This is a genomic window from Pseudomonas sp. Tav-5-1A (genome assembly GCF_055755055.1).
In genome coordinates, this window is the sequence record NZ_CM146901.1 from 637,666 (window position 1) to 656,849 (window position 19,184).

Consider the following 19,184-nt stretch of genomic DNA (forward strand, 5'->3'; position numbering starts at 1 on the left):
GCTTGAATGAGCAGGCGCTCTAGTGCTTGGCTTTGCCCACGTGGCATAAACCTTGCGCGGTGCGCTTACCGTTAAGGCTCGCAGGAGGCACGCCGTGTCGATCCATGTCGCATTGCACCATGTCACGCATTACCGCTACGACCGTGCGGTTGAACTTGACCCGCAGATCGTCCGCCTTCGCCCCGCGCCCCATAGCCGCACGCGCGTGCTGTCCTATGCGCTAAAGGTGCTGCCCGAGCAGCACTTCATCAACTGGCAGCAGGACCCTCAGGGCAACTACCTGGCGCGCCTGGTGTTCCCGGAAAAGACCGACGAATTCCGCGTCGAGGTGGACCTGGTCGCCGAAATGGCGGTGTTCAACCCCTTCGACTTTTTCCTTGAGCCGTACGCGGAAAAGATCCCATTCGCCTACGCGAAGGACGAAAAGCACGAGCTGGCGCCTTACCTTGAGAAGTTGCCACTGTCGCCCAAGTTCGAGGCTTACCTCAAAGGCATCGACCGCACGCCGATACCGGCCGTGGACTTCCTGGTGGCGCTCAACCAGCGCCTGAGCCAGGACATCGGCTACCTGATCCGCATGGAACCGGGGGTGCAGACGCCGGAAGAAACCCTGGAAAACGCCTCGGGCTCCTGCCGTGACTCGGCCTGGTTGCTGGTGCAGTTGCTGCGCCACCTGGGCCTGGCCGCGCGCTTTGTGTCCGGCTACCTGATCCAGCTGACGGCAGATGTGAAAGCCCTGGACGGCCCGTCCGGCACCGAGGTGGACTTCACCGACCTGCACGCCTGGTGCGAGGTGTACCTGCCCGGTGCGGGCTGGATCGGCCTGGATGCCACCTCCGGGCTGTTCGCCGGTGAAGGGCATATCCCATTGGCCTGTAGTCCTGATCCGTCCTCTGCGGCGCCCATCAGTGGCCTGGTGGAGCCGTGCGAATGCGAGTTCAGCCATGAAATGGCAGTAGAGCGCATCTGGGAGGCGCCGCGCGTCACCCGGCCCTACAGCGAACAGCAATGGCAGCAGATCCAGGCGCTGGGCCGGCAGATCGACGCTGACCTGGTGGAGGGCGACGTGCGCCTGACCATGGGCGGCGAGCCGACCTTCGTGTCCATCGACGACCCCGATGGCGCCGAGTGGAACACCGCGGCCCTGGGCGACGCCAAGCGCAAACTGTCCGCCGAGCTGTACCAGCGCCTGCGCGCCCGCTACGCGCCCAAGGGCCTGGTGCACTTCGGCCAGGGCAAGTGGTACCCCGGCGAACAGTTGCCGCGCTGGTCGCTGAACGCCTACTGGCGCGTGGACGGCGAGCCGATCTGGCACAACGACGCGCTGATCGCCGATGAAACCCGTGATTACGGCGCCACCGGCGAGCTGGCTGGGCGCTTCCTGGCCAGCGTCGCCGAGCGCCTGAAGCTGCCGCCGCGCTTCGTGTTCCCGGCCTACGAAGACAACTTCTACTACCTGTGGCGCGAAGGCGCACTGCCGGTGAACGTCAGCGCCGAGGACTCGCGCCTGGGCGAGGAAATGGAGCGCAAACGCCTGCGCAAGGTATTCAGCCAAGGCCTGGACAAGGTCATCGGCCAGGTGCTGCCGCTGGCGCGCACGGCTGATGGCGACCAATGGCAGAGTGGCCGCTGGTACCTGCGTGACAGCCATTGCCGGCTGGTGCCGGGCGATTCGCCGCTGGGCTACCGCCTGCCCCTGGCCTCGCAGCCCTGGGTGACCGCTGCCGAATACCCCTTCGTGCACCCGCGTGACCCCAACCAGGACCTGGGCGCACTGCCCACCCCGGTGCAGCTGCAGGTCGCCAGCCCGGCCCAGGCCGCCGACGAGCGCGTGCCCAAGCTCGACGAGTCGGCCAGCTGGCTGACCCGCACGGCCCTGTGCGCCGAGGCCCGCGACGGCCGCCTGTACCTGTTCATGCCGCCGCTGGCCAAGGTCGAGGAATACCTGGAGCTGGTGGCAGTGATCGAGGCCACCGCCGAGGAACTCAAGTGCCCGGTGCTGCTGGAAGGCTACGAGCCGCCCTACGACCCGCGCCTGGCCAATTTCCGCATCACCCCCGACCCGGGCGTGATCGAGGTCAACGTGCAGCCTTCGGCCAGCTGGGACGAGCTGGTTGAGCGCACCGAGTTCCTCTACGAGCAGGCGCGGGAAACCCGCCTGAGCACCGAGAAGTTCATGATCGACGGCCGCCACACCGGCACCGGCGGCGGCAACCACTTCGTGCTGGGCGGCGCCACCCCGGCCGACTCGCCGTTCCTGCGCCGCCCGGACCTGCTGCGCAGCCTGATCAGCTACTGGCACAACCACCCGTCGCTGTCCTACCTGTTCAGCGGCCTGTTCATCGGGCCTACCTCCCAGGCGCCGCGCGTGGACGAGGCGCGCAACGACTCGCTGTACGACCTGGAGATCGCCTTCCAGCAGATGCCCGCGCCCGGCGAGCAGTGCCCGCCGTGGCTGGTGGACCGCTTGCTGCGCAACCTGCTGATCGACGTTACCGGCAACACCCACCGCGCCGAGTTCTGCATCGACAAGCTCTACTCCCCGGACGGCGCCACCGGCCGGCTCGGCCTGTTGGAGCTGCGCGGCTTCGAAATGCCGCCCCACGCGCGCATGAGCCTGGTGCAGCAACTGCTGCTGCGTGCCCTGGTGGCGCGCTTCTGGCGCGAGCCCTATGCACCACCGAAGCTGGCGCGCTGGGGCACCGAGCTGCACGACCGCTTCATGCTCGCGCACTTCATCGAACAGGACTTCGCCGACGTCATCGCCGACCTCAACGGCGCCGGCTACGGGCTGCAAGCCGAATGGTTCGCCGCGCACCTGGAGTTCCGCTTCCCGAAGATCGGCGACTACGCCGTGGCTGGCATCGAACTGGAGCTGCGTCAGGCGCTGGAGCCCTGGCACGTGCTGGGCGAGGAGGGCGGCGCCGGCGGCACCGTGCGCTACGTCGACTCGTCGCTGGAGCGCCTGCAGGTCAAGCTCAACGGCCTGTCGCCGCAGCGCTACGTGCTCACCTGCAACGGCCGCACCGTGCCGCTGCAGCCCACCGGCAAGGTCGGCGAGTACGTGGCCGGCGTGCGGTTCCGCGCCTGGCAGCCGTTCAACTGCCTGCAGCCGACCATCCCGGTGCACGCGCCGCTGACCTTCGACATCCACGACACGTGGATGCAGCGCTCCCTGGGCGGCTGCCAGTACCACGTGGCGCACCCGGGCGGGCGCAACTACGAGACGCTGCCGGTGAACGCCAACGAAGCCGAGAGCCGGCGCCTGTCGCGATTCTTCCGCCTGGGCCATAGCCCTGGCCCGCAGCCTGCGCCTACACTCACGAACAATGACGAGCTGCCGATGACACTGGACATGCGTCGCACCTGAAAGGGCGGCCGGGCAACCGGCCTGCCGCTTTTTTCTGATGTCTTACTGCCTGCGCCGAGCGTTCCATGCCAGACCTGCTTGACCGATACCCGCTGACGGCGGGAAGTTTTGACGAGATGCTCGCGGCTGACGGCTCGGTGCGTCCGCACTGGCGCAAGCTGTTCGACCAATTGCAGCGCAGCAGCCCGGCGCAGTTGGCCCAGCGCCAGGCGTTGCTGACCCGGCAGATCCAGGAAAACGGCGTGACCTACAACGTCTACGCCGACCCCAAGGGCGCCGACCGCCCGTGGGAGCTGGACCTGCTGCCCCACGTGATTCCCGCCGCCGAGTGGCAGCACCTGCGCGCCGGCATCGCCCAGCGCGCCCGCTTGCTGAACGCGGTGCTGGCCGACATCTACGGCCCCCAGGAGCTGATCCGCAAGGGCCTGCTGCCGGCCGAGCTGGTGTACGGCCACAACAATTTCCTCTGGCCGTGCCAAGGCCTGAAGCTGCCCGGCGACACCTTCCTGCACCTGTGCGCCGTGGATCTGGCGCGCACCCCCGACGGCCGTTGGTGGGTGACCGCCGACCGCACCCAGGCGCCCTCGGGCGCAGGCTATGCCCTGGAAAACCGCATGAGCGTGTCGCGGGCCTTCCCAGAGCTGTACCGCGACCTCAAGGTGGAACACCTGGCGGGCTATTTCCGCACCCTGCAGGACACCCTGCGGCGGCTGGCGCCGGGCGGCAACGAGACCCCGCTGATCGTGCTGCTGACCCCCGGGCGCTTCAACGAGAGCTATTTCGAACACCTGTACCTGGCGCGCCAGCTGGGCTACCCGCTGGTGGAAGGCAGCGACCTGACCGTGCGCGACGCCACCGTGTACCTCAAGACCCTCAACGGCCTGCGCCGGGTGCACGCGATCATGCGGCGCCTGGACGACGACTTCTGCGACCCGCTGGAGCTGCGCACCGACTCGGCCCTGGGCGTGCCCGGCCTGCTGGAAGCCGTGCGCCAGGGCCGGGTGCTGGTGGCCAACGCCCTGGGCAGCGGCGTGCTGGAGTCACCCGGGCTGCTGGGCTTTTTGCCGACCATCAACGAGCACCTGTTCGGCGAGAAGCTGATCCTGCCATCCATCGCCACCTGGTGGTGCGGCGAGCCGCCGGTGATGGCCCAGGCCCTGGAAAAACTGCCGAACCTGCTGATCAAGCCGGCGTTCCCCTCGCAAAGCTTTACCCCGGTGTTCGGCCGCGACCTTGATGCCAAGCAGCGCAAGGCCATGGCCGAACGCATCCAGGCGCGCCCTTACGCCTACGTGGCGCAGGAGCTGGCGCAGCTGAGCCAGGCGCCGGTGTGGCAGGACAACGGCCAACTGGCGCCGCGCGCCATCGGCATGCGCGTTTACGCGGTGGCAGGCTACGACGGCTACCGGGTGCTGCCCGGCGCCCTGACCCGGGTGGCTGCCGAGGCCGACGCCGAGGTGGTGTCGATGCAGCGTGGCGGTGCCAGCAAGGACACCTGGGTGTTGGGCGAACGCGTGCCCATCGGCGAACAGTGGAAGGCCCAGCGAACCATCGGCGTGCACGACGTGGTGCGGGTCGACCCGTACCTGCCGTCGCGGGTGGTGGAAAACCTATTCTGGTTTGGCCGCTACTGCGAGCGCTGCGACGACAGCGCGCGGCTGCTGCGCATCATCCTCGGCCGCTACATCGACGGCGACGACCCGCTGGCGCTGGACGCCGCGGTGGAGCTGGCCGAGCGCCTGTCGCTGCTGCCCGAGGAGGGCGAGCTGGAAGAACGCCTGCTGGCCGCGCTGCTGGGCGAGGAGTGGCCGTTCAGCCTGCGCGCCAACCTGCAGCGCTTGCAGTGGGCGGCCTCGCAGGTGCGCGGCAAGCTGTCCCGGGAAAACTGGCAGGCGTTGGTGGAACTGCAGCGCGAAGCCCAGAGCCTGGACGTGGAAGAACCCGACCTGGGCGAGCTGCTGGACTTCCTCAACCGCCTGGTGATGTCGCTGGCGGCGCTGTCGGGCTTCGCCCTCGACGACATGACCCGCGACGAGGGCTGGCGCTTCCTGATGATCGGCCGGCGCATCGAGCGCCTGCAGTTCCTCAGCACCAGCCTGGCCGGCTTCCTGCGCGGCGTGGCGGTGACCGACCAGGCCGGCCTTGAATGGCTGCTGGAACTGGGCAACAGCAGCATCACCTACCGCTCGCGCTACCTGGCGGTGCCGCAGCTGATTCCGGTGCTCGACCTGTTGCTGCTGGACGAGCAGAACCCCCACGCGGTGATCTTCCAGCTCAAGCTGGTGAACCGCGCGCTGCGGCGCCTCAACGATGAATTCGGTGCGCCCCGCGAGCGCGGCCTGGCCATGCTCATCGAGCGCCTGGCCGGCTTCGACCTGGGTAGCCTGGAACACTCGCTGTTCGGCGCGCCCAGCGTGCAGGCGGTGCTCGACGGCCTGGCCGACCTGCTGCAGACCATCAACGAAGCCAGCGGCCAGGTCTCTGACCGCCTGGCCCTGCGCCATTTCGCCCACGTCGATGATGTCAGCCAACGGACGGTGTCGGTATGAGCGCCCAGTACCAGATTCTTCACGACACCCATTACCACTACGACAGCCCGGTGTCCCTGGCCCAGCAGCTGGCGCACCTGTGGCCGCGGCCCTGCGCCTGGCAGATCTGCCGCGAGCAGAGCCTGGTCATCAGCCCCGACCCCAGCTGGCGCGTGGATGACTTCGACGTATTCGGCAACCCGCTGACGCGGCTGACCTTCGAGCGGCCCCACGACGAATTGAAAGTCAGCGCGCGCCTGCAAGTGGAGGTGCTGGCGCGGGCCACGCCGGACTTCGCCGCCTCGCAAGGCTGGGAAACGGTGCGCAACGCCCTGTGCTACAACAGCGCGCCCATCGCCGAGGACCTGATGAAGGCCTGCCGCTACCGCTTCGAGTCGCCCTATGTGCGGCTCAAGCAAAGCTTCGTGGCCTTTTCCGCCGATTGCTTCCCGCCCGGCCGGCCCTTGCTGGAAGGCGCGCGGGCGCTGATGGAAAAGATCTTCGAGGAATTCACCTTCGACGCCGAGGCCACCCAGGTGGCGACACCGCTGGTGGAAGTGCTGGAGCGCCGCCGCGGCGTGTGCCAGGACTTCGCCCACTTGATGCTGGCCTGCCTGCGCTCGCGCGGGTTGGCGGCGCGCTACGTCAGCGGCTACCTGCTGACCCAGCCACCGCCCGGCCAGCCGCGCTTGATCGGCGCCGACGCGTCCCACGCCTGGGTGTCGGTGTACTGCCCGCCGCTGGGCTGGGTCGACTTCGACCCCACCAACAACGTGCAGCCGGCGCTGGAGCACATCACCCTGGCCTGGGGCCGCGACTTCTCCGACGTCTCGCCACTGCGCGGGGTGATCCTGGGCGGCGGCAGCCATGACCCGGAGGTGCAGGTCACGGTGACGCCGCTGGGCGAGCTGGCGGGCTGATCAGTCCGGCTTCTTGTCGGTCCACTTCGGCAGCACGGTGGGCTGCCAGGCGTCCAGGGCGTCGAGCAGGTCGTTGGCCGAGTCGTTCACCTGCAGCATCGCCCGGTGCTGCTCGCGGACGAAGTTTTCCTCCACCAGGTGGTCGAGGAAGCCGGTGAGCTTGCTGTAGAAGCCGTTCACCTCCAGCAGGCCCAGCGGCTTGCCGTGGTAGCCCAACTGGCCCCAGGTCCACACTTCGAACAGCTCTTCCAGGGTGCCCAGGCCGCCGGGCAGGGCGATGAAGGCGTCGGCCAGCTCGGCCATGCGCGCCTTGCGTGCGTGCATGCCGTCCACCACTTCCAGGCGGGTCAGGCCCTTATGGCCGATTTCCAGGTCGTTGAGGCTGTGGGGGATGATGCCGATCACTTCACCACCGGCTTCCAGCACGGCATCGGCGACGATACCCATCAGGCCCACGGCGCCACCGCCGTAGACCAGCGTCAGCTTGCGCGCCGCCAGGGCGCGGCCCAAGGTGATGGCCGCCTCACGGTACACCGGGTTGTTGCCGCTGCTGGCGCCGCAGAAAACACAGACTGAAGTCAAAGGCATGGGGTGGCTCCTGGCACGTTGGGGGCCACAGGGTAAATCCGCAGGCGCTCTGGCTCCAGCTTTTCGTTCAGTCGTCCAGATGTTCGGTGCCGGTGTTGCCGCAGGCGTAGGCGGCGAGCAGGCTGCGCAGGAAATTGTTCATGTAAACGCTCCGTGATTGATATTGTATACAATATTAGGTGCGTGTAAGGTTTGTCTTGTTGCCATTTTCGATAGGGCTCATAGAAGAAGCCTTGCTTAATAACTGTCCTGGAGATCCACCATGTTCGCAAAAGTCGTAGCCGCCTCCCTGCTTGCCCTCGCTGCCGGCCAGGTATTTGCCGCTGATTGCAAGGTAGACGTCGATTCCACCGACAGCATGACCTTCGACACCAAGGCCATCGCAATCAGCAAGACCTGCAAGACCTTCACCGTCAACCTGGGACACTCGGGCTCGCTGGCCAAGAACGTCATGGGCCACAACTGGGTGCTGAGCAAGGCTGCCGACGCCCAGGGCGTGGCCAGCGACGGCATGGCTGCCGGCATCGACAAGAATTACCTGAAGGATGGCGACGAGCGCATCCTGGCCCACACCAAGATCATCGGTGCGGGCGAGAAGGATTCGGTGACCTTCGACGTGTCGAAGCTGCAGGCGGGGACTGACTACGCGTTCTTCTGCTCGTTCCCGGGCCACATCTCGATGATGAAAGGCGCGGTCACCCTGGTGGACTGATCGCCACACCCGTAGCCGCTGCCGCCAGGCTGCGCTGGCCCTTGAGTTCACTGCAGATTCTCAGTGAGGCACAGGGCCAGCGCAGCCTGGCGGCAGCGGCTACAGGGCGTTATGGTTTTACCTTGAACACATGGCGCAGGTACGCCACGAAGTTCTCGTCGCGGCACTGGGTCTTGGCCGCCTCGTCCGAGATCTTCGCCACCGGCTGGCCATTGCAGTCGGTCATCTTCAGCACGATGCTCATCGGTTCCACCCCCGGGATATCGCAGGTCAGGTTGGTGCCAATGCCGAAGCTGACGTTGATGCGCCCACGCAGTGCGCGGAAGATGTCCAGCGACTTGGGCAGGTTGAGCCCGTCGGAGAACACCAGGGTCTTGCTCATGGGGTCGATGCCCAGCTTCTGGTAGTGGGCGATGGCTTTTTCAGCCCACTGCACCGGATCGCCCGAGTCGTGGCGCAGGCCGTCGAACAGCTTGGCGAAGTACAGATCGAAATCGCTGAGGAAAGCGTCCATGGTGATGCAATCCGTCAGGGCGATGCCCAGCAGCCCACGGTATTCACGCACCCAGCAATCCAGCGCCGCGCTCTGGCTGTCGATCAGCCGCGGGCCCAGTTGCTGGTGGGCCATGATCCATTCATGGGCCATGGTGCCCAATGGCTTGATGTCCATTTCCCGCGCCAGGTGCACGTTGCTGGTGCCGACGAAGCGCCCGGGGAAATCGTGCTTGAGCACCGACACCACTTCTTCCTGCACCTTGTAGGAAAAGCGCCGGCGGGTGCCGAAATCGGCTACCTGCAATTCGGCCAGTTCGTCGGCCGAGGCGTTGGCCGCCAGCCAGTCGAACTTGCGGTACAGCTGCTCGCGGGCCTGGCCCAGGGTGACCTCGCGGTAACGCACGCGGTTGCGCACTTCACTGACGATGGCCAGCAGCGGCACTTCGAACAGGATCACGTGCAGCCACGGCCCGCGTAGCTTGATGCTCAGTTGGTCGTTCTCGATGCTGGTCTGGATATAGCGCAGGTTGAAGCGGAACAGGCCCAGGAAGCGCAGGAAGTCCGGCTTCATGAAGTTGATGCGCTCCAGGAACCCCAGCTGGTCGCTGCTCAGGCTCAGTTCGCAGAGGCGCTCGATCTGGTAGCGGATTTCGGCCAGGTACGGGCGCAGGTCTTCACCGTTGCGGCAGCGGAACTCCCACTCCACCTCGACGTTGGGGTAGTTGTGCAGGACGGCCTGCATCATGGTCAGCTTGTACAAATCGGTGTCGAGCAGGTTCTGCACGATGCGATCAGCGAATACGCTCTCGCTCATTGAGGGCTCCAACTGGGCCTGGCGGCATGACGGAATCGATAGTGGCGCACAGTAAAGGCTCATTCTGCCAGTCTTTTGTGCTGGCCGCCGAATGCTTGAGGCTGGCGCGAAAGCCTCTGGCATCGCCTTTTCGCCGCCACTATAAGTAGTTTCCTAACTAACTCTGTGTTTTTCCAGGCACCAGCTAGCCTGTAATGGTGCGTCGCGTAGCAATTGCGCACCGCTGATGTGCACTTCGGTTACGCAGCCTGTTACAGGTCGGTTGCACGCGCAAGTGCTAGCAGGTTGCAATGATGGCACTTTGTGGTTGCGCCTTTTTTGCAACCCGGTGTTACCAGGCCCGAGCCAGACGGTTGCACGAGCCGCAAAAAGGCGGGCGCAGGGCCTGCGCGCGCAAAACGGCGCCTGGCGTCCCACATTGGAAAATGGGATGGCACGGCGCTTGCTCAGAGCTATTGCTGAAGTTGTAGTGCCAACCAAAAAAACTCAGGAGCACCACCTCATGTCGCAGACGTTTTACAGGAAAGGTTTTCTGGCTCTCGCAGTGGCTACTGCGTTGGGTGTTTCTTCGTTTGTACAGGCAGCCGACATCAAGATCGGCGTGGCAGGCCCCATGACCGGTGCCAACGCATCCTTCGGTCTGCAATACATGAAAGGTGCCCAGGCGGCGGCCGACGAGATCAACGCCCACGGCGGCGTGAACGGCGGCAAGATCATCCTGGTGCAGGGCGACGACGCCTGTGAGCCGAAACAGGCCGTGGCGGTGGCCAACAAGCTGGCTGACCAGGACAAGGTCGCCGGCGTGGTCGGTCACTTCTGCTCCTCGTCCACCATTCCTGCTTCTGAGGTTTACGGGGATGCTGGCATCATCGCCATCACCCCAGGCTCCACCAACCCACAGGTTACCGAGCGTGGCCTGACCGCCATGTTCCGCATGTGCGGCCGTGACGACCAACAGGGCGTGGTGGCCGGTGACTACATCGTCGACGTGCTCAAAGGCAAGAAAGTCGCGGTCATCAACGACAAGGACACCTACGGCAAGGGCCTGGCCGACGCCACCGCCAAGCAGCTGACCGCCCGTGGCGTGAAGCCGGTGCTGGAAGAGGGCCTGACCCGCGGCGAGAAAGACTTCAGCGCCCTGGTGACCAAGATCCGCGCCGCTGGCGCCGACGTGGTCTACTTCGGTGGCCTGCACCCCGAGGCCGGCCCGCTGGTGCACCAACTGCGCGAGCAAGGCCTGAAAGACGTGAAGTTCATGTCCGACGACGGCGTGGTCACCGACGAACTGGTGACCACCGCCGGTGGCGCCCAGTACGTGGATGGCGTGTACATGACCTTCGGCGCCGACCCGCGCCTGCTGCCAGACAGCAAGGCCGTGGTGGACCAGTTCCGCAAGGCCGGCTACGAGCCTGAAGGCTACACCCTGTACGCCTACGCCTCGATCCAGGCCCTGGCCGCAGGCTTCAACGGCGCCAAGTCCGACAAGGGCGAAGACGCTGCCAAATGGCTGAAGGCCAACCCTGTCCACACCGTGATGGGCACCAAGACCTGGGACAGCAAGGGCGACCTGAAAGTCTCCGACTACGTGGTGTACCAGTGGGACAAGGACGGCAAATACCACCAGCTCGACAAGCAGAAATGACATGACGTCGGCCTGGCCCGGGGTTGAGCCCCGGGCCGGGTCAAACAGGGCCCGGCCGCTTGTGGCCAGGCCCGTCAGTTCTCTTACCACCGCTCGCGTCTCGAGTGGGCAGGCCCGGCTTGCCCGCGCGGACCCGTGCGGCCCAGAAGTTCGTGAGCGTGCATGATGGATGGTATTTTCCTGCAACAAATGATCAACGGCCTGACCCTCGGGTCGGTCTACGGGCTGATCGCCATCGGCTACACCATGGTCTACGGCATCATTGGCATGATCAACTTCGCCCACGGCGATGTGTACATGATCTCTGCCTACCTGGCGGCCATCGGCCTGGCGGTGTTGTCGTTCTTTGGCGTCGAGTCCTTCCCTTTCCTGATTCTCGGCACGCTGGTGTTCACCATCGTCGTCACCGGGGTCTACGGTTTCGTCATCGAGCGGGTGGCCTACAAGCCCCTGCGCAACTCCACGCGACTGGCGCCGCTGATCAGCGCCATTGGCATCTCGCTGATCCTGCAGAACTACGCGCAGATCGCCCAGGGCCCCAACCAGCAGGGCGTGCCCACGCTGCTCAGCGGCGGCTGGCGCTTCGACATCGGCACCGGCTTCGTGCAGATCACCTACACCAAGCTATTCATCCTGGTGGCAGCGTTCGCCGGCATGGCCGTGCTGACCTACATCATCCAGTACACCAAGCTGGGCCGCATGTGCAGGGCCACCCAGCAAGACCGCAAGATGGCCTCCATCCTGGGCATCAACACCGACCGGGTAATTTCCTACGTGTTCATCATCGGCGCGGCCATGGCGGCGCTGGCGGGCGTGCTGATCACCGTGAACTACGGCACCTTCGACTTCTACGCCGGCTTCATCATCGGCATCAAGGCCTTCACCGCCGCGGTGCTGGGCGGCATCGGCTCGCTGCCGGGGGCCATGCTCGGCGGGTTGATCCTGGGGGTTGCCGAGTCGCAGTTCTCCGGGTTGATCAACTCGGACTACAAAGACGTGTTCAGCTTCGCCCTGCTGGTGCTGATCCTGATCTTCCGACCCCAGGGCCTGCTGGGTCGACCACTCGTGGCGAAGGTGTAATTTATGTCTGGTGCCCCAATCAAACCCATCGATATCAAGCAAAGCGTGATCGACGCGGTGATCGCCGGCCTGCTGGCGCTGATCGTCTTCGGCCCGATCGTCGGCGTGGTGCTGCAAGGCTACAGCTTCAACCTGGAACCCACCCGCGTGGCCTGGCTGGTGCTGGCCGTGGTGATCGGCCGGTTCCTCATCAGCCTGTTCCTGCAGACGCCCCGTGGCCTGCGCATTTCCCAGGGCATGGAGCGCGGCGGCTCGGGCGTGCACGTGCTCGCCCCCGGCCACAAGTCGGCGCTGCGCTGGGTGATCCCGCTGGTGATCGTGCTGGCCATCGTCTTCCCGGCGTTCGCCAACAAGTACGTGCTGACCATCGTCATCCTCGGCCTGATCTACGTGCTGCTGGGCCTGGGCCTGAACATCGTGGTGGGCCTGGCCGGCCTGCTCGACCTGGGCTACGTGGCGTTCTACGCCATCGGTGCCTACGGCCTGGCGCTGGGCTACCAGTACCTGGGCCTGGGCTTCTGGTCGGCGCTGCCGTTGGCGGCCCTGGCCGCGGCGTTCGCCGGCTGCATACTGGGCTTCCCGGTGTTGCGCATGCACGGTGACTACCTGGCCATCGTCACCCTGGGCTTCGGCGAGATCATCCGCCTGGTGCTAAACAACTGGCTGTCGTTCACCGGCGGCCCCAACGGCGTGCCAGTGCCATCGCCGACCTTCCTGGGCCTGGAGTTCGGGCGCAAGGCGAAGGAGGGCGGCATCCCGATCCATGAGTTCCTGCACATCGACTACAACCCCGACCTGAAATTCGTGTTCATCTACGCGGTGCTGTTCCTGGTGGTGATCGGCGTGCTGTACATCAAGCACCGCCTTACCCGCATGCCGGTGGGCCGCGCCTGGGAAGCCCTGCGCGAAGACGAGATCGCCTGCCGTGCCATGGGCCTGAACCACGTGCTGGTCAAGCTCTCGGCCTTCACCCTGGGCGCCTCCACGGCGGGCCTGGCGGGGGTGTTCTTCGCCAGCTACCAGGGCTTCGTCAACCCGACCTCGTTCACCTTCTTCGAGTCGGCGCTGATCCTGGCCATCGTGGTGCTGGGCGGCATGGGTTCCACCGTCGGGGTGGTGATCGCCGCCTTCGTGCTCACCGTGGCCCCCGAACTGCTGCGCTCGTTCGCCGAGTACCGCGTGCTGCTATTCGGCGTGTTGATGGTGTTGATGATGATCTGGAGACCGCGCGGCCTGATTCGCATCAGCCGTACCGGTGTGGTCCCGCGTAAAGGAGTGGCGCCATGAGTGAATATGTACTCACGGTTGAAAACCTGATGATGCACTTCGGTGGCATCAAGGCGCTCAGCGATGTCAGCCTGAAGGTGAAGCGCAATTCGATCTTCGCCCTGATCGGCCCCAACGGCGCCGGCAAGACCACCGTGTTCAACTGCCTGACCGGCTTCTACAAGGCCACCGGCGGGCGCATCGAGCTGCAGACCCGTGGCATCAAGACCAACGTCATCAAGCTGCTGGGCGAGCCCTTCCAGCCCACCGACTTCGTCTCGCCGCGCAGCTTCGCCAGCCGCTTGTACTACAAGATGTTCGGCGGCACCCACCTGGTCAACCGCGCAGGCCTGGCCCGGACCTTCCAGAACATTCGCCTGTTCCGGGAAATGTCGGTGGTGGAAAACCTGCTGGTAGCCCAGCACATGTGGGTGAACCGCAACATGGTGGCCGGCATCCTCAACACCCGGGGCTACCGCAAGGCCGAGGAAGACGCGCTCAACACCGCCTTCTACTGGCTGGAAGTGGTGGACCTGGTGGACTGCGCCAACCGCCTGGCCGGCGAGCTGTCCTACGGCCAGCAACGCCGCCTGGAAATCGCCCGGGCCATGTGCACGCGGCCCCAGGTGATTTGCCTGGACGAACCCGCTGCCGGCCTCAACCCGCAGGAAACCGAAGCGCTGAGCGGCATGATCCGCCTGCTGCGCGACGAGCATGACATGACCATCGTGCTGATCGAGCACGACATGGGCATGGTCATGGGCATTTCCGACCACATCGTGGTGCTGGACCACGGCAACGTGATCGCCGAAGGCGGCCCGGAGCAGATTCGCCACGACCCGAAAGTGATCGCCGCCTACCTGGGCGCGGATGAAGAGGAGCTGGTATGAGTACCCCGATCCTCGAACTGAAGGAACTCGACGTGTTCTACGGGCCTATCCAGGCCCTGAAAAAGGTCTCGATGCACATCAACGAGGGCGAGACCGTGAGCCTGATCGGCTCCAACGGCGCCGGCAAGTCGACCCTGCTGATGTCCATCTTCGGCCAGCCGCGCGCCGCCAACGGCCAGATCATCTACCGCGGCACCGACATCACCAAGAAGTCCTCGCACTACATCGCCTCCAACGGCATCGCCCAGTCGCCGGAAGGCCGGCGGGTGTTCCCGGACATGTCGGTGGAAGAGAACCTGCTGATGGGCACCATTCCCATCGGCGACAAGTTCGCCAGCGAAGACATGCAGCGCATGTTCGAGCTGTTCCCGCGCCTCAAGGAGCGCCGCAACCAGCGCGCCATGACCATGTCGGGCGGCGAGCAGCAGATGCTCGCCATCGCCCGCGCCCTGATGAGCCGGCCCAAGCTGTTGCTGCTCGATGAGCCATCGCTGGGCCTGGCGCCCATCGTGGTGAAGCAGATCTTCAGCACCCTGCGCGAGCTGGCGAAGTCGGGGATGACGATCTTTTTGGTGGAGCAGAACGCCAACCATGCGCTGAAGCTGTCGGATAGGGCGTATGTGATGGTCAACGGCGAGATTCGGTTGACGGGCACGGGGGCGGAGCTGCTGAGTAACGATGAGGTGCGTAACGCTTACCTCGGCGGCCACTGACTTTTTTTTTGTGGGAGCTGGCTTGCCAGCGAGCTTTTCGGGCGCTCAACAACTCGCTGGCAAGCCAGCTCCCACAGAAGCGAAATCATTGATCCGGGTTTTGGAAAAAGGGTTTTCCACAGGATTGTGGAAAACCCTTTTTGCTTGCTCGCCCACTGCGACATAAAACCACTCCAATTCATTGTTTTGTCATGTAAAGCAGTTGTCCCCGGTTATTGTGGAGCTGGCTGTGGGTAACTTGGGTGTACATTGCCCAAGCCCTTTAACGGCGTGGCCTGCAGGGTTGTGGTTGTTTTTTGATCAGCGTTTTTCCAGCTTGCTAGTGGGGTGTTTGTCAAGCCCTTATCCACCGGCCAATACCGCTCGTCCGAGGCCTGAAAGCCTGTGGATAACTCTGTGGGCAAGCCTTGGAAAGACTGCCCGGAGCGGCGTAGTTACTGGCCTGGCGCCATCCCCGTGGTTATCCCTCACGCGTGGCCGTTGGCGGGGCTACCTGACTGCGCGGTCAAGGTCAAGCCGAAAAGCCGCTGCACCCCGCTACAAGCCCCGCCATTCAAGGCTTTGTGCACAGCACAGTTGCCCACGGATACTGTGCAAGGGCCTGTGGATAACGTGCGCAAAAGTGGCGGCGGCCCAGCTGGCACAAGGGTTTGCGGCCGGCGATCATTTTTTGATCAGGTGCGCCTTTTACTTGCCGTCGCGCAGCCGCGCGGGCATGCTTTGAAATCGACTTTACCCACAGCCTTCCAGGAGCATGCAATGACTTCCACCGTGTTTATCACTGGCGCCACTTCCGGGTTTGGCGAAGCTTGTGCCCGCCGTTTTGCCGAGGCCGGCTGGTCGCTGGTGCTGACCGGTCGCCGTGAGGAGCGCCTGAACGCCCTGGCCGAGGAACTCTCCAAGCAGACCAAGGTGCACGCCCTGGTGCTGGATGTGCGTGACCGCAAGGCCATGGAAGCTGCCATCGCCGGCCTGCCGCCGGAGTTCGACAAGCTCACCGGCCTGATCAACAACGCCGGCCTGGCCCTGGGCGTGGACCCGGCGCCCAAGTGCGACCTGGACGACTGGGACACCATGGTCGACACCAACGTCAAAGGCCTGATGTACAGCACCCGCCTGCTGCTGCCACGCCTGATCGCCCAGGGCCGCGGCGCCAGCATCGTCAACCTCGGTTCGGTGGCGGGCAACTACCCCTACCCGGGCAGCCACGTGTATGGCGCCACCAAGGCGTTCGTCAAACAGTTCTCGCTGAACCTGCGTTGCGACCTGCAGGGCACTGGCGTGCGCGTCACCAACCTGGAGCCGGGCCTGTGCGAAAGCGAGTTCTCGCTGGTGCGCTTCAACGGCGACCAGGCGCGCTACGACGCCACCTACGCGGGCGCCGAGCCGATCCAGCCACAGGACATTGCCGACACCATCTTCTGGATCCTGAACACCCCGGCGCACGTCAACATCAACAGCCTGGAGCTGATGCCAGTGACCCAGAGCTGGGCCGGCTTCGCCATCGAGCGCCCGCACAAGGCGTAAGGCGTCTTTGTGGGAGCCGGCTTGCCGGCGAGCTTTTGATGGCACTGAAAAGCTCGCTGGCAAGCCAGCTCCCACACATGTAGCTAAGCCTGGGCCAGGCTCTCGTAGCACGTAGCCAAATGGTACGGGGTGGTGGACGGCATATCCGGCCGGCTCACCGCCCCGCTGGCATCGCGGCACTCGTGCCAGCCGCCGGCATGCAGGAAGCGCGCTTGCAGCACTTGCAGCTGCCCGGCCACATCGGCGCCGGGGCGCAGGGTCAGGGCCCGCAGGTATTCAGCCTGGGCCCAGATGCGTTGAGTGGCATCGCGCACGCCGCCGTCGACGTCGAGCATCGCCAGCACGCCGCCCTGCTTCACGCCCATGCGCTCGGAAGGGGCGAACGCCTTGTCCAGCGAGCCGTGCAGCGCACCGCCGCGCAGCAGCTCGGATGATTCCAGCAGGTAGAACCATTCGAACTGATGGCCTGGCTCCCACCAGTTATCCACAGCGCCGCACGGTTTCTCCATCAGAAAGCCCGAAGCCTGGTCTACGAAGCGCGCCTGCATGGCCGCGCACAGGGCCAGCAGCGCCTCGCTCACCGCTTCGTCGTCACGCACTGCCAGGGTCGCCAGGAAGGCCTCGGCCAGGTGCATCAGCGGGTTCTGCAGCGGCCCGCTGCCCAGTGGCGCCCAGTCTTCTGCCAGCGCGGCCTCGTACAGGCCATCGCCGCTGGCGAACCGCGTGGCTACCACGTTGAGCGCGGCGTTGAGCACCGACTCGGCCAGCGGGTCGCGGGACTGCTGCCAGTAGTGGGCGCAGGCGAAGATGATGAAGGCGTGGGTGTACAGGTCCTTGGTGCGGTCCAGCGGCCGCGCCTGGGCGTCGATGCTGTAGAACCAGCCACCGTGCTCGGCGTCGTGGAAGTGCTTCTGCAGCGAGCGGAACAGCGCTGCTGCGTGCTCGCGCGCGCCCGGTTGCTCGATCAGCCCGGCGAACAGGTACAGCTGCCGCGCGCAGGCCATGGCCCGGTAGCGTTGCACCGGCATGGGCGTGTGGTTGGGCGCCAGCGCCTCGTAGGGCAACGCCAGGTCGGCGTTCCAGCCGGGGCCTTGCCACAGGGGCACGATGGTCTTCAGGAAGTGCTCATGCACGGCGGTGAAGGCGGCTTGCGGGGAGTGATCGAGCATGAAAGGTGTCGTCAAAGCGGCTGTTTGAGCGACATGGTAACAGGGATGAAGCGCCCCGTTGCTGCAACTGTTTTTGTGGGAGCTGGCTTGCCAGCGAGTTGTTCGGCCTCAACAGCTCGCTGGCAAGCCAGCTCCCACAGGGGGTGATCGATCAACCAGCCAGCAGCCACGCGCCGGTCAGGGCGGACAGGGCGCCGGCGATGCGCACCAGCGGGCTGGCAGCTTGCGGCAGCAGGCGCACCACGGCGTAGCCGACCGCGTGCAGCGCGGCGGTGGCGGCGACGAAGCCGGCGGCGTAGGCCCATGGGCTGGACATCTCCGGCAGTTCCAGGCCGTGGGCCACGCCGTGGAACAGGGCGAACAGCGCGGTGGCGCCAACGGCCAGGGCTACCGGTGGGCGAATGGCCAGGGCCACCGCCAGGCCCAGGGCCAGCACCGAGGCGGCGATGCCGCTTTCCAGGCCTGGCAACTGCAGGCCTTCAAAGCCCAGCACGCCGCCCAGCAGCATGGTGCCGACGAAGGTGGCGGGCAGCGCCCAGCGCGCCTTGCCGGTCTGCTGCGCGGCCCACAGGCCCACGGCCAGCATGGCCAGCAGGTGGTCGATGCCGGTCAGCGGGTGCAGCACGCCGGCGACGATGCCATGTTCGCCGTGGCCGGGGTGGGCGAAGGCCAGGGCCGGGGTGAGCAGCAGGGCGGCGGCGCCGAAGAGTTTTTTCAGGGTCATGGGTGGCTTCCTTGGTAGGTGTGTAGCCGCTGCCGAAGGCTGCGCTGGCCCCTGAGTACACTGGAAATCTCAAGCGTGGCTCAGGGCCAGCGCAGCCTGTCGGCAGCGGCTACGGGGTTGTGGTGGCTCAGGCGGCGGTCAGCAGCCCCTGGCGTTCGATGAAGGCGATGATCTCTTCAAGGCCCTGGCCGGTCTTCTGGTTGCTGAACACGAACGGCTTGCCGTTGCGCATGCGCTTGGTGTCGCCGTCCATCATTTCCAGCGAGGCGCCCACCAGCGGTGCCAGGTCGATCTTGTTGATCACCAGCAGGTCCGACTTGCAGATGCCCGGGCCGCCCTTGCGTGGCAGCTTATCGCCAGCCGACACGTCGATCACGTAGATGGTCAGGTCCGACAGCTCGGGGCTGAAGGTGGCCGAGAGGTTGTCGCCGCCCGATTCCACCAGGATCAGGTCCAGGCCCGGGAAGCGGCGGTTGAGCTGGTCCACGGCTTCCAGGTTGATGGAGGCGTCCTCGCGGATGGCGGTGTGCGGGCAGCCGCCGGTTTCCACGCCAATGATGCGCTCGGGCGCCAGGGCCTCGTTGCGTACCAGGAAGTCGGCGTCTTCGCGGGTGTAGATGTCGTTGGTGACCACGGCCAGGTTGTAGCGCTCGCGCAGGGCCAGGCACAGGGCCAGGGTAAGGGCGGTCTTGCCGGAACCGACCGGGCCGCCGATACCGACACGCAGGGGCTGGGTATTCATTATT

At 65.5% G+C, this 19,184-nt stretch carries 15 protein-coding genes; 10 read left to right on the plus strand and 5 right to left on the minus strand.

The features are described 5' to 3' along the window. The first annotated feature begins 94 nt into the window (after positions 1–94). The 3 genes from AC0J42_RS02955 (at position 95) to AC0J42_RS02965 (ending at position 6,818) form a co-directional block, all read left to right on the plus strand. Positions 95–3,370 carry a transglutaminase family protein gene (locus AC0J42_RS02955; protein WP_473005204.1) on the plus strand — a complete coding sequence of 1,092 codons (3,276 nt, stop codon included), beginning with the start codon at positions 95–97 and terminating at the stop codon, positions 3,368–3,370. Positions 3,371–3,435: 65 nt separating this feature from the next. Then, positions 3,436–5,919, plus strand: coding sequence for a circularly permuted type 2 ATP-grasp protein (locus tag AC0J42_RS02960; RefSeq protein ID WP_416422170.1), 2,484 nt, complete (start codon positions 3,436–3,438; stop codon positions 5,917–5,919). Then, positions 5,916–6,818 carry a transglutaminase family protein gene (locus tag AC0J42_RS02965; RefSeq protein ID WP_473005205.1) on the plus strand — a complete coding sequence of 301 codons (903 nt, stop codon included), beginning with the start codon at positions 5,916–5,918 and terminating at the stop codon, positions 6,816–6,818. The genes AC0J42_RS02960 and AC0J42_RS02965 overlap by 4 nt, the downstream gene beginning before the upstream one ends. Here the strand turns inward: AC0J42_RS02965 and AC0J42_RS02970 are convergent, their stop codons facing one another. After that, positions 6,819–7,406: an LOG family protein gene (locus AC0J42_RS02970; protein ID WP_416422172.1), complete on the minus strand. Its 588-nt coding sequence runs from the start codon at positions 7,404–7,406 to the stop codon at positions 6,819–6,821. A 262-nt stretch (positions 7,407–7,668) separates the two neighbouring features. Between AC0J42_RS02970 and azu the strand changes: the two genes are divergently transcribed. Next, on the plus strand, positions 7,669–8,118 hold the full coding sequence (gene azu / locus AC0J42_RS02975; RefSeq protein ID WP_416422173.1) for an azurin: 450 nt from the start codon (positions 7,669–7,671) through the stop codon (positions 8,116–8,118). A 109-nt stretch (positions 8,119–8,227) separates the two neighbouring features. On the opposite strand, the gene pncB is transcribed toward azu, so the two are convergent. Then, a complete protein-coding gene (gene pncB, locus AC0J42_RS02980; RefSeq protein WP_416422174.1) occupies positions 8,228–9,427 on the minus strand; it encodes a nicotinate phosphoribosyltransferase in 1,200 nt (399 codons plus the stop codon). 502 nt (positions 9,428–9,929) lie between these two features. Between pncB and AC0J42_RS02985 the strand changes: the two genes are divergently transcribed. The 6 genes from AC0J42_RS02985 to AC0J42_RS03010 all read left to right on the plus strand — a co-directional run bounded on the left by AC0J42_RS02985 (position 9,930) and on the right by AC0J42_RS03010 (position 16,545). Further along, entirely contained in the window at positions 9,930–11,069 is a 1,140-nt protein-coding gene (locus AC0J42_RS02985) for a branched-chain amino acid ABC transporter substrate-binding protein (protein ID WP_416422175.1), read from the plus strand. 165 nt (positions 11,070–11,234) lie between these two features. After that, on the plus strand, positions 11,235–12,149 hold the full coding sequence (locus AC0J42_RS02990; protein ID WP_473006808.1) for an ABC transporter permease subunit: 915 nt from the start codon (positions 11,235–11,237) through the stop codon (positions 12,147–12,149). Between the two features lie 3 nt (positions 12,150–12,152). After that, a complete protein-coding gene (gene livM / locus AC0J42_RS02995) occupies positions 12,153–13,436 on the plus strand; it encodes a high-affinity branched-chain amino acid ABC transporter permease LivM (protein ID WP_416422176.1) in 1,284 nt (427 codons plus the stop codon). Beyond that, positions 13,433–14,305, plus strand: coding sequence for an ABC transporter ATP-binding protein (locus tag AC0J42_RS03000; RefSeq protein WP_416422177.1), 873 nt, complete (start codon positions 13,433–13,435; stop codon positions 14,303–14,305). The genes livM and AC0J42_RS03000 overlap by 4 nt, the downstream gene beginning before the upstream one ends. Further along, a complete protein-coding gene (locus tag AC0J42_RS03005) occupies positions 14,302–15,018 on the plus strand; it encodes an ABC transporter ATP-binding protein (RefSeq protein ID WP_416422178.1) in 717 nt (238 codons plus the stop codon). Before AC0J42_RS03000 ends, AC0J42_RS03005 begins: the two co-directional genes overlap by 4 nt. A 759-nt stretch (positions 15,019–15,777) precedes the next feature. After that, positions 15,778–16,545, plus strand: a complete 768-nt coding sequence (locus AC0J42_RS03010; RefSeq protein WP_416422179.1) for an SDR family oxidoreductase — start codon at positions 15,778–15,780, stop codon at positions 16,543–16,545. 83 nt (positions 16,546–16,628) lie between these two features. Here AC0J42_RS03010 and AC0J42_RS03015 read toward each other — a convergent pair whose 3' ends face one another. From AC0J42_RS03015 to ureG, 3 genes are all read right to left on the minus strand, one after another. After that, complete coding sequence (locus AC0J42_RS03015; RefSeq protein WP_473005206.1) at positions 16,629–17,714, minus strand: AGE family epimerase/isomerase; 1,086 nt, start codon at positions 17,712–17,714, stop codon at positions 16,629–16,631. Between the two features lie 151 nt (positions 17,715–17,865). Continuing rightward, positions 17,866–18,438, minus strand: coding sequence for a HupE/UreJ family protein (locus tag AC0J42_RS03020; protein WP_473005207.1), 573 nt, complete (start codon positions 18,436–18,438; stop codon positions 17,866–17,868). A gap of 127 nt (positions 18,439–18,565) precedes the next feature. Then, positions 18,566–19,180 (minus strand): urease accessory protein UreG, encoded by a 615-nt coding sequence (gene ureG / locus AC0J42_RS03025; protein WP_416422182.1) that lies wholly within the window; start codon positions 19,178–19,180, stop codon positions 18,566–18,568. Between the last annotated feature and the right edge of the window lie 4 nt (positions 19,181–19,184).

Bases quoted from the DNA above. Each gene is read 5' to 3' on its own strand.
- AC0J42_RS02960 (WP_416422170.1), top strand. From the start codon at position 3,436: ATGCCAGACCTGCTTGACCGATACCCGCTGACGGCGGGAAGTTTTGAC.
- AC0J42_RS02965 (WP_473005205.1), top strand. From the start codon at position 5,916: ATGAGCGCCCAGTACCAGATTCTTCACGACACCCATTACCACTACGAC.
- AC0J42_RS02970 (WP_416422172.1), bottom strand. From the start codon at position 7,406: ATGCCTTTGACTTCAGTCTGTGTTTTCTGCGGCGCCAGCAGCGGCAAC.
- azu (WP_416422173.1), top strand. From the start codon at position 7,669: ATGTTCGCAAAAGTCGTAGCCGCCTCCCTGCTTGCCCTCGCTGCCGGC.
- pncB (WP_416422174.1), bottom strand. From the start codon at position 9,427: ATGAGCGAGAGCGTATTCGCTGATCGCATCGTGCAGAACCTGCTCGAC.
- AC0J42_RS02985 (WP_416422175.1), top strand. From the start codon at position 9,930: ATGTCGCAGACGTTTTACAGGAAAGGTTTTCTGGCTCTCGCAGTGGCT.
- AC0J42_RS02990 (WP_473006808.1), top strand. From the start codon at position 11,235: ATGGATGGTATTTTCCTGCAACAAATGATCAACGGCCTGACCCTCGGG.
- livM (WP_416422176.1), top strand. From the start codon at position 12,153: ATGTCTGGTGCCCCAATCAAACCCATCGATATCAAGCAAAGCGTGATC.
- AC0J42_RS03000 (WP_416422177.1), top strand. From the start codon at position 13,433: ATGAGTGAATATGTACTCACGGTTGAAAACCTGATGATGCACTTCGGT.
- AC0J42_RS03005 (WP_416422178.1), top strand. From the start codon at position 14,302: ATGAGTACCCCGATCCTCGAACTGAAGGAACTCGACGTGTTCTACGGG.
- AC0J42_RS03010 (WP_416422179.1), top strand. From the start codon at position 15,778: ATGACTTCCACCGTGTTTATCACTGGCGCCACTTCCGGGTTTGGCGAA.
- AC0J42_RS03015 (WP_473005206.1), bottom strand. From the start codon at position 17,714: ATGCTCGATCACTCCCCGCAAGCCGCCTTCACCGCCGTGCATGAGCAC.
- AC0J42_RS03020 (WP_473005207.1), bottom strand. From the start codon at position 18,438: ATGACCCTGAAAAAACTCTTCGGCGCCGCCGCCCTGCTGCTCACCCCG.
- ureG (WP_416422182.1), bottom strand. From the start codon at position 19,180: ATGAATACCCAGCCCCTGCGTGTCGGTATCGGCGGCCCGGTCGGTTCC.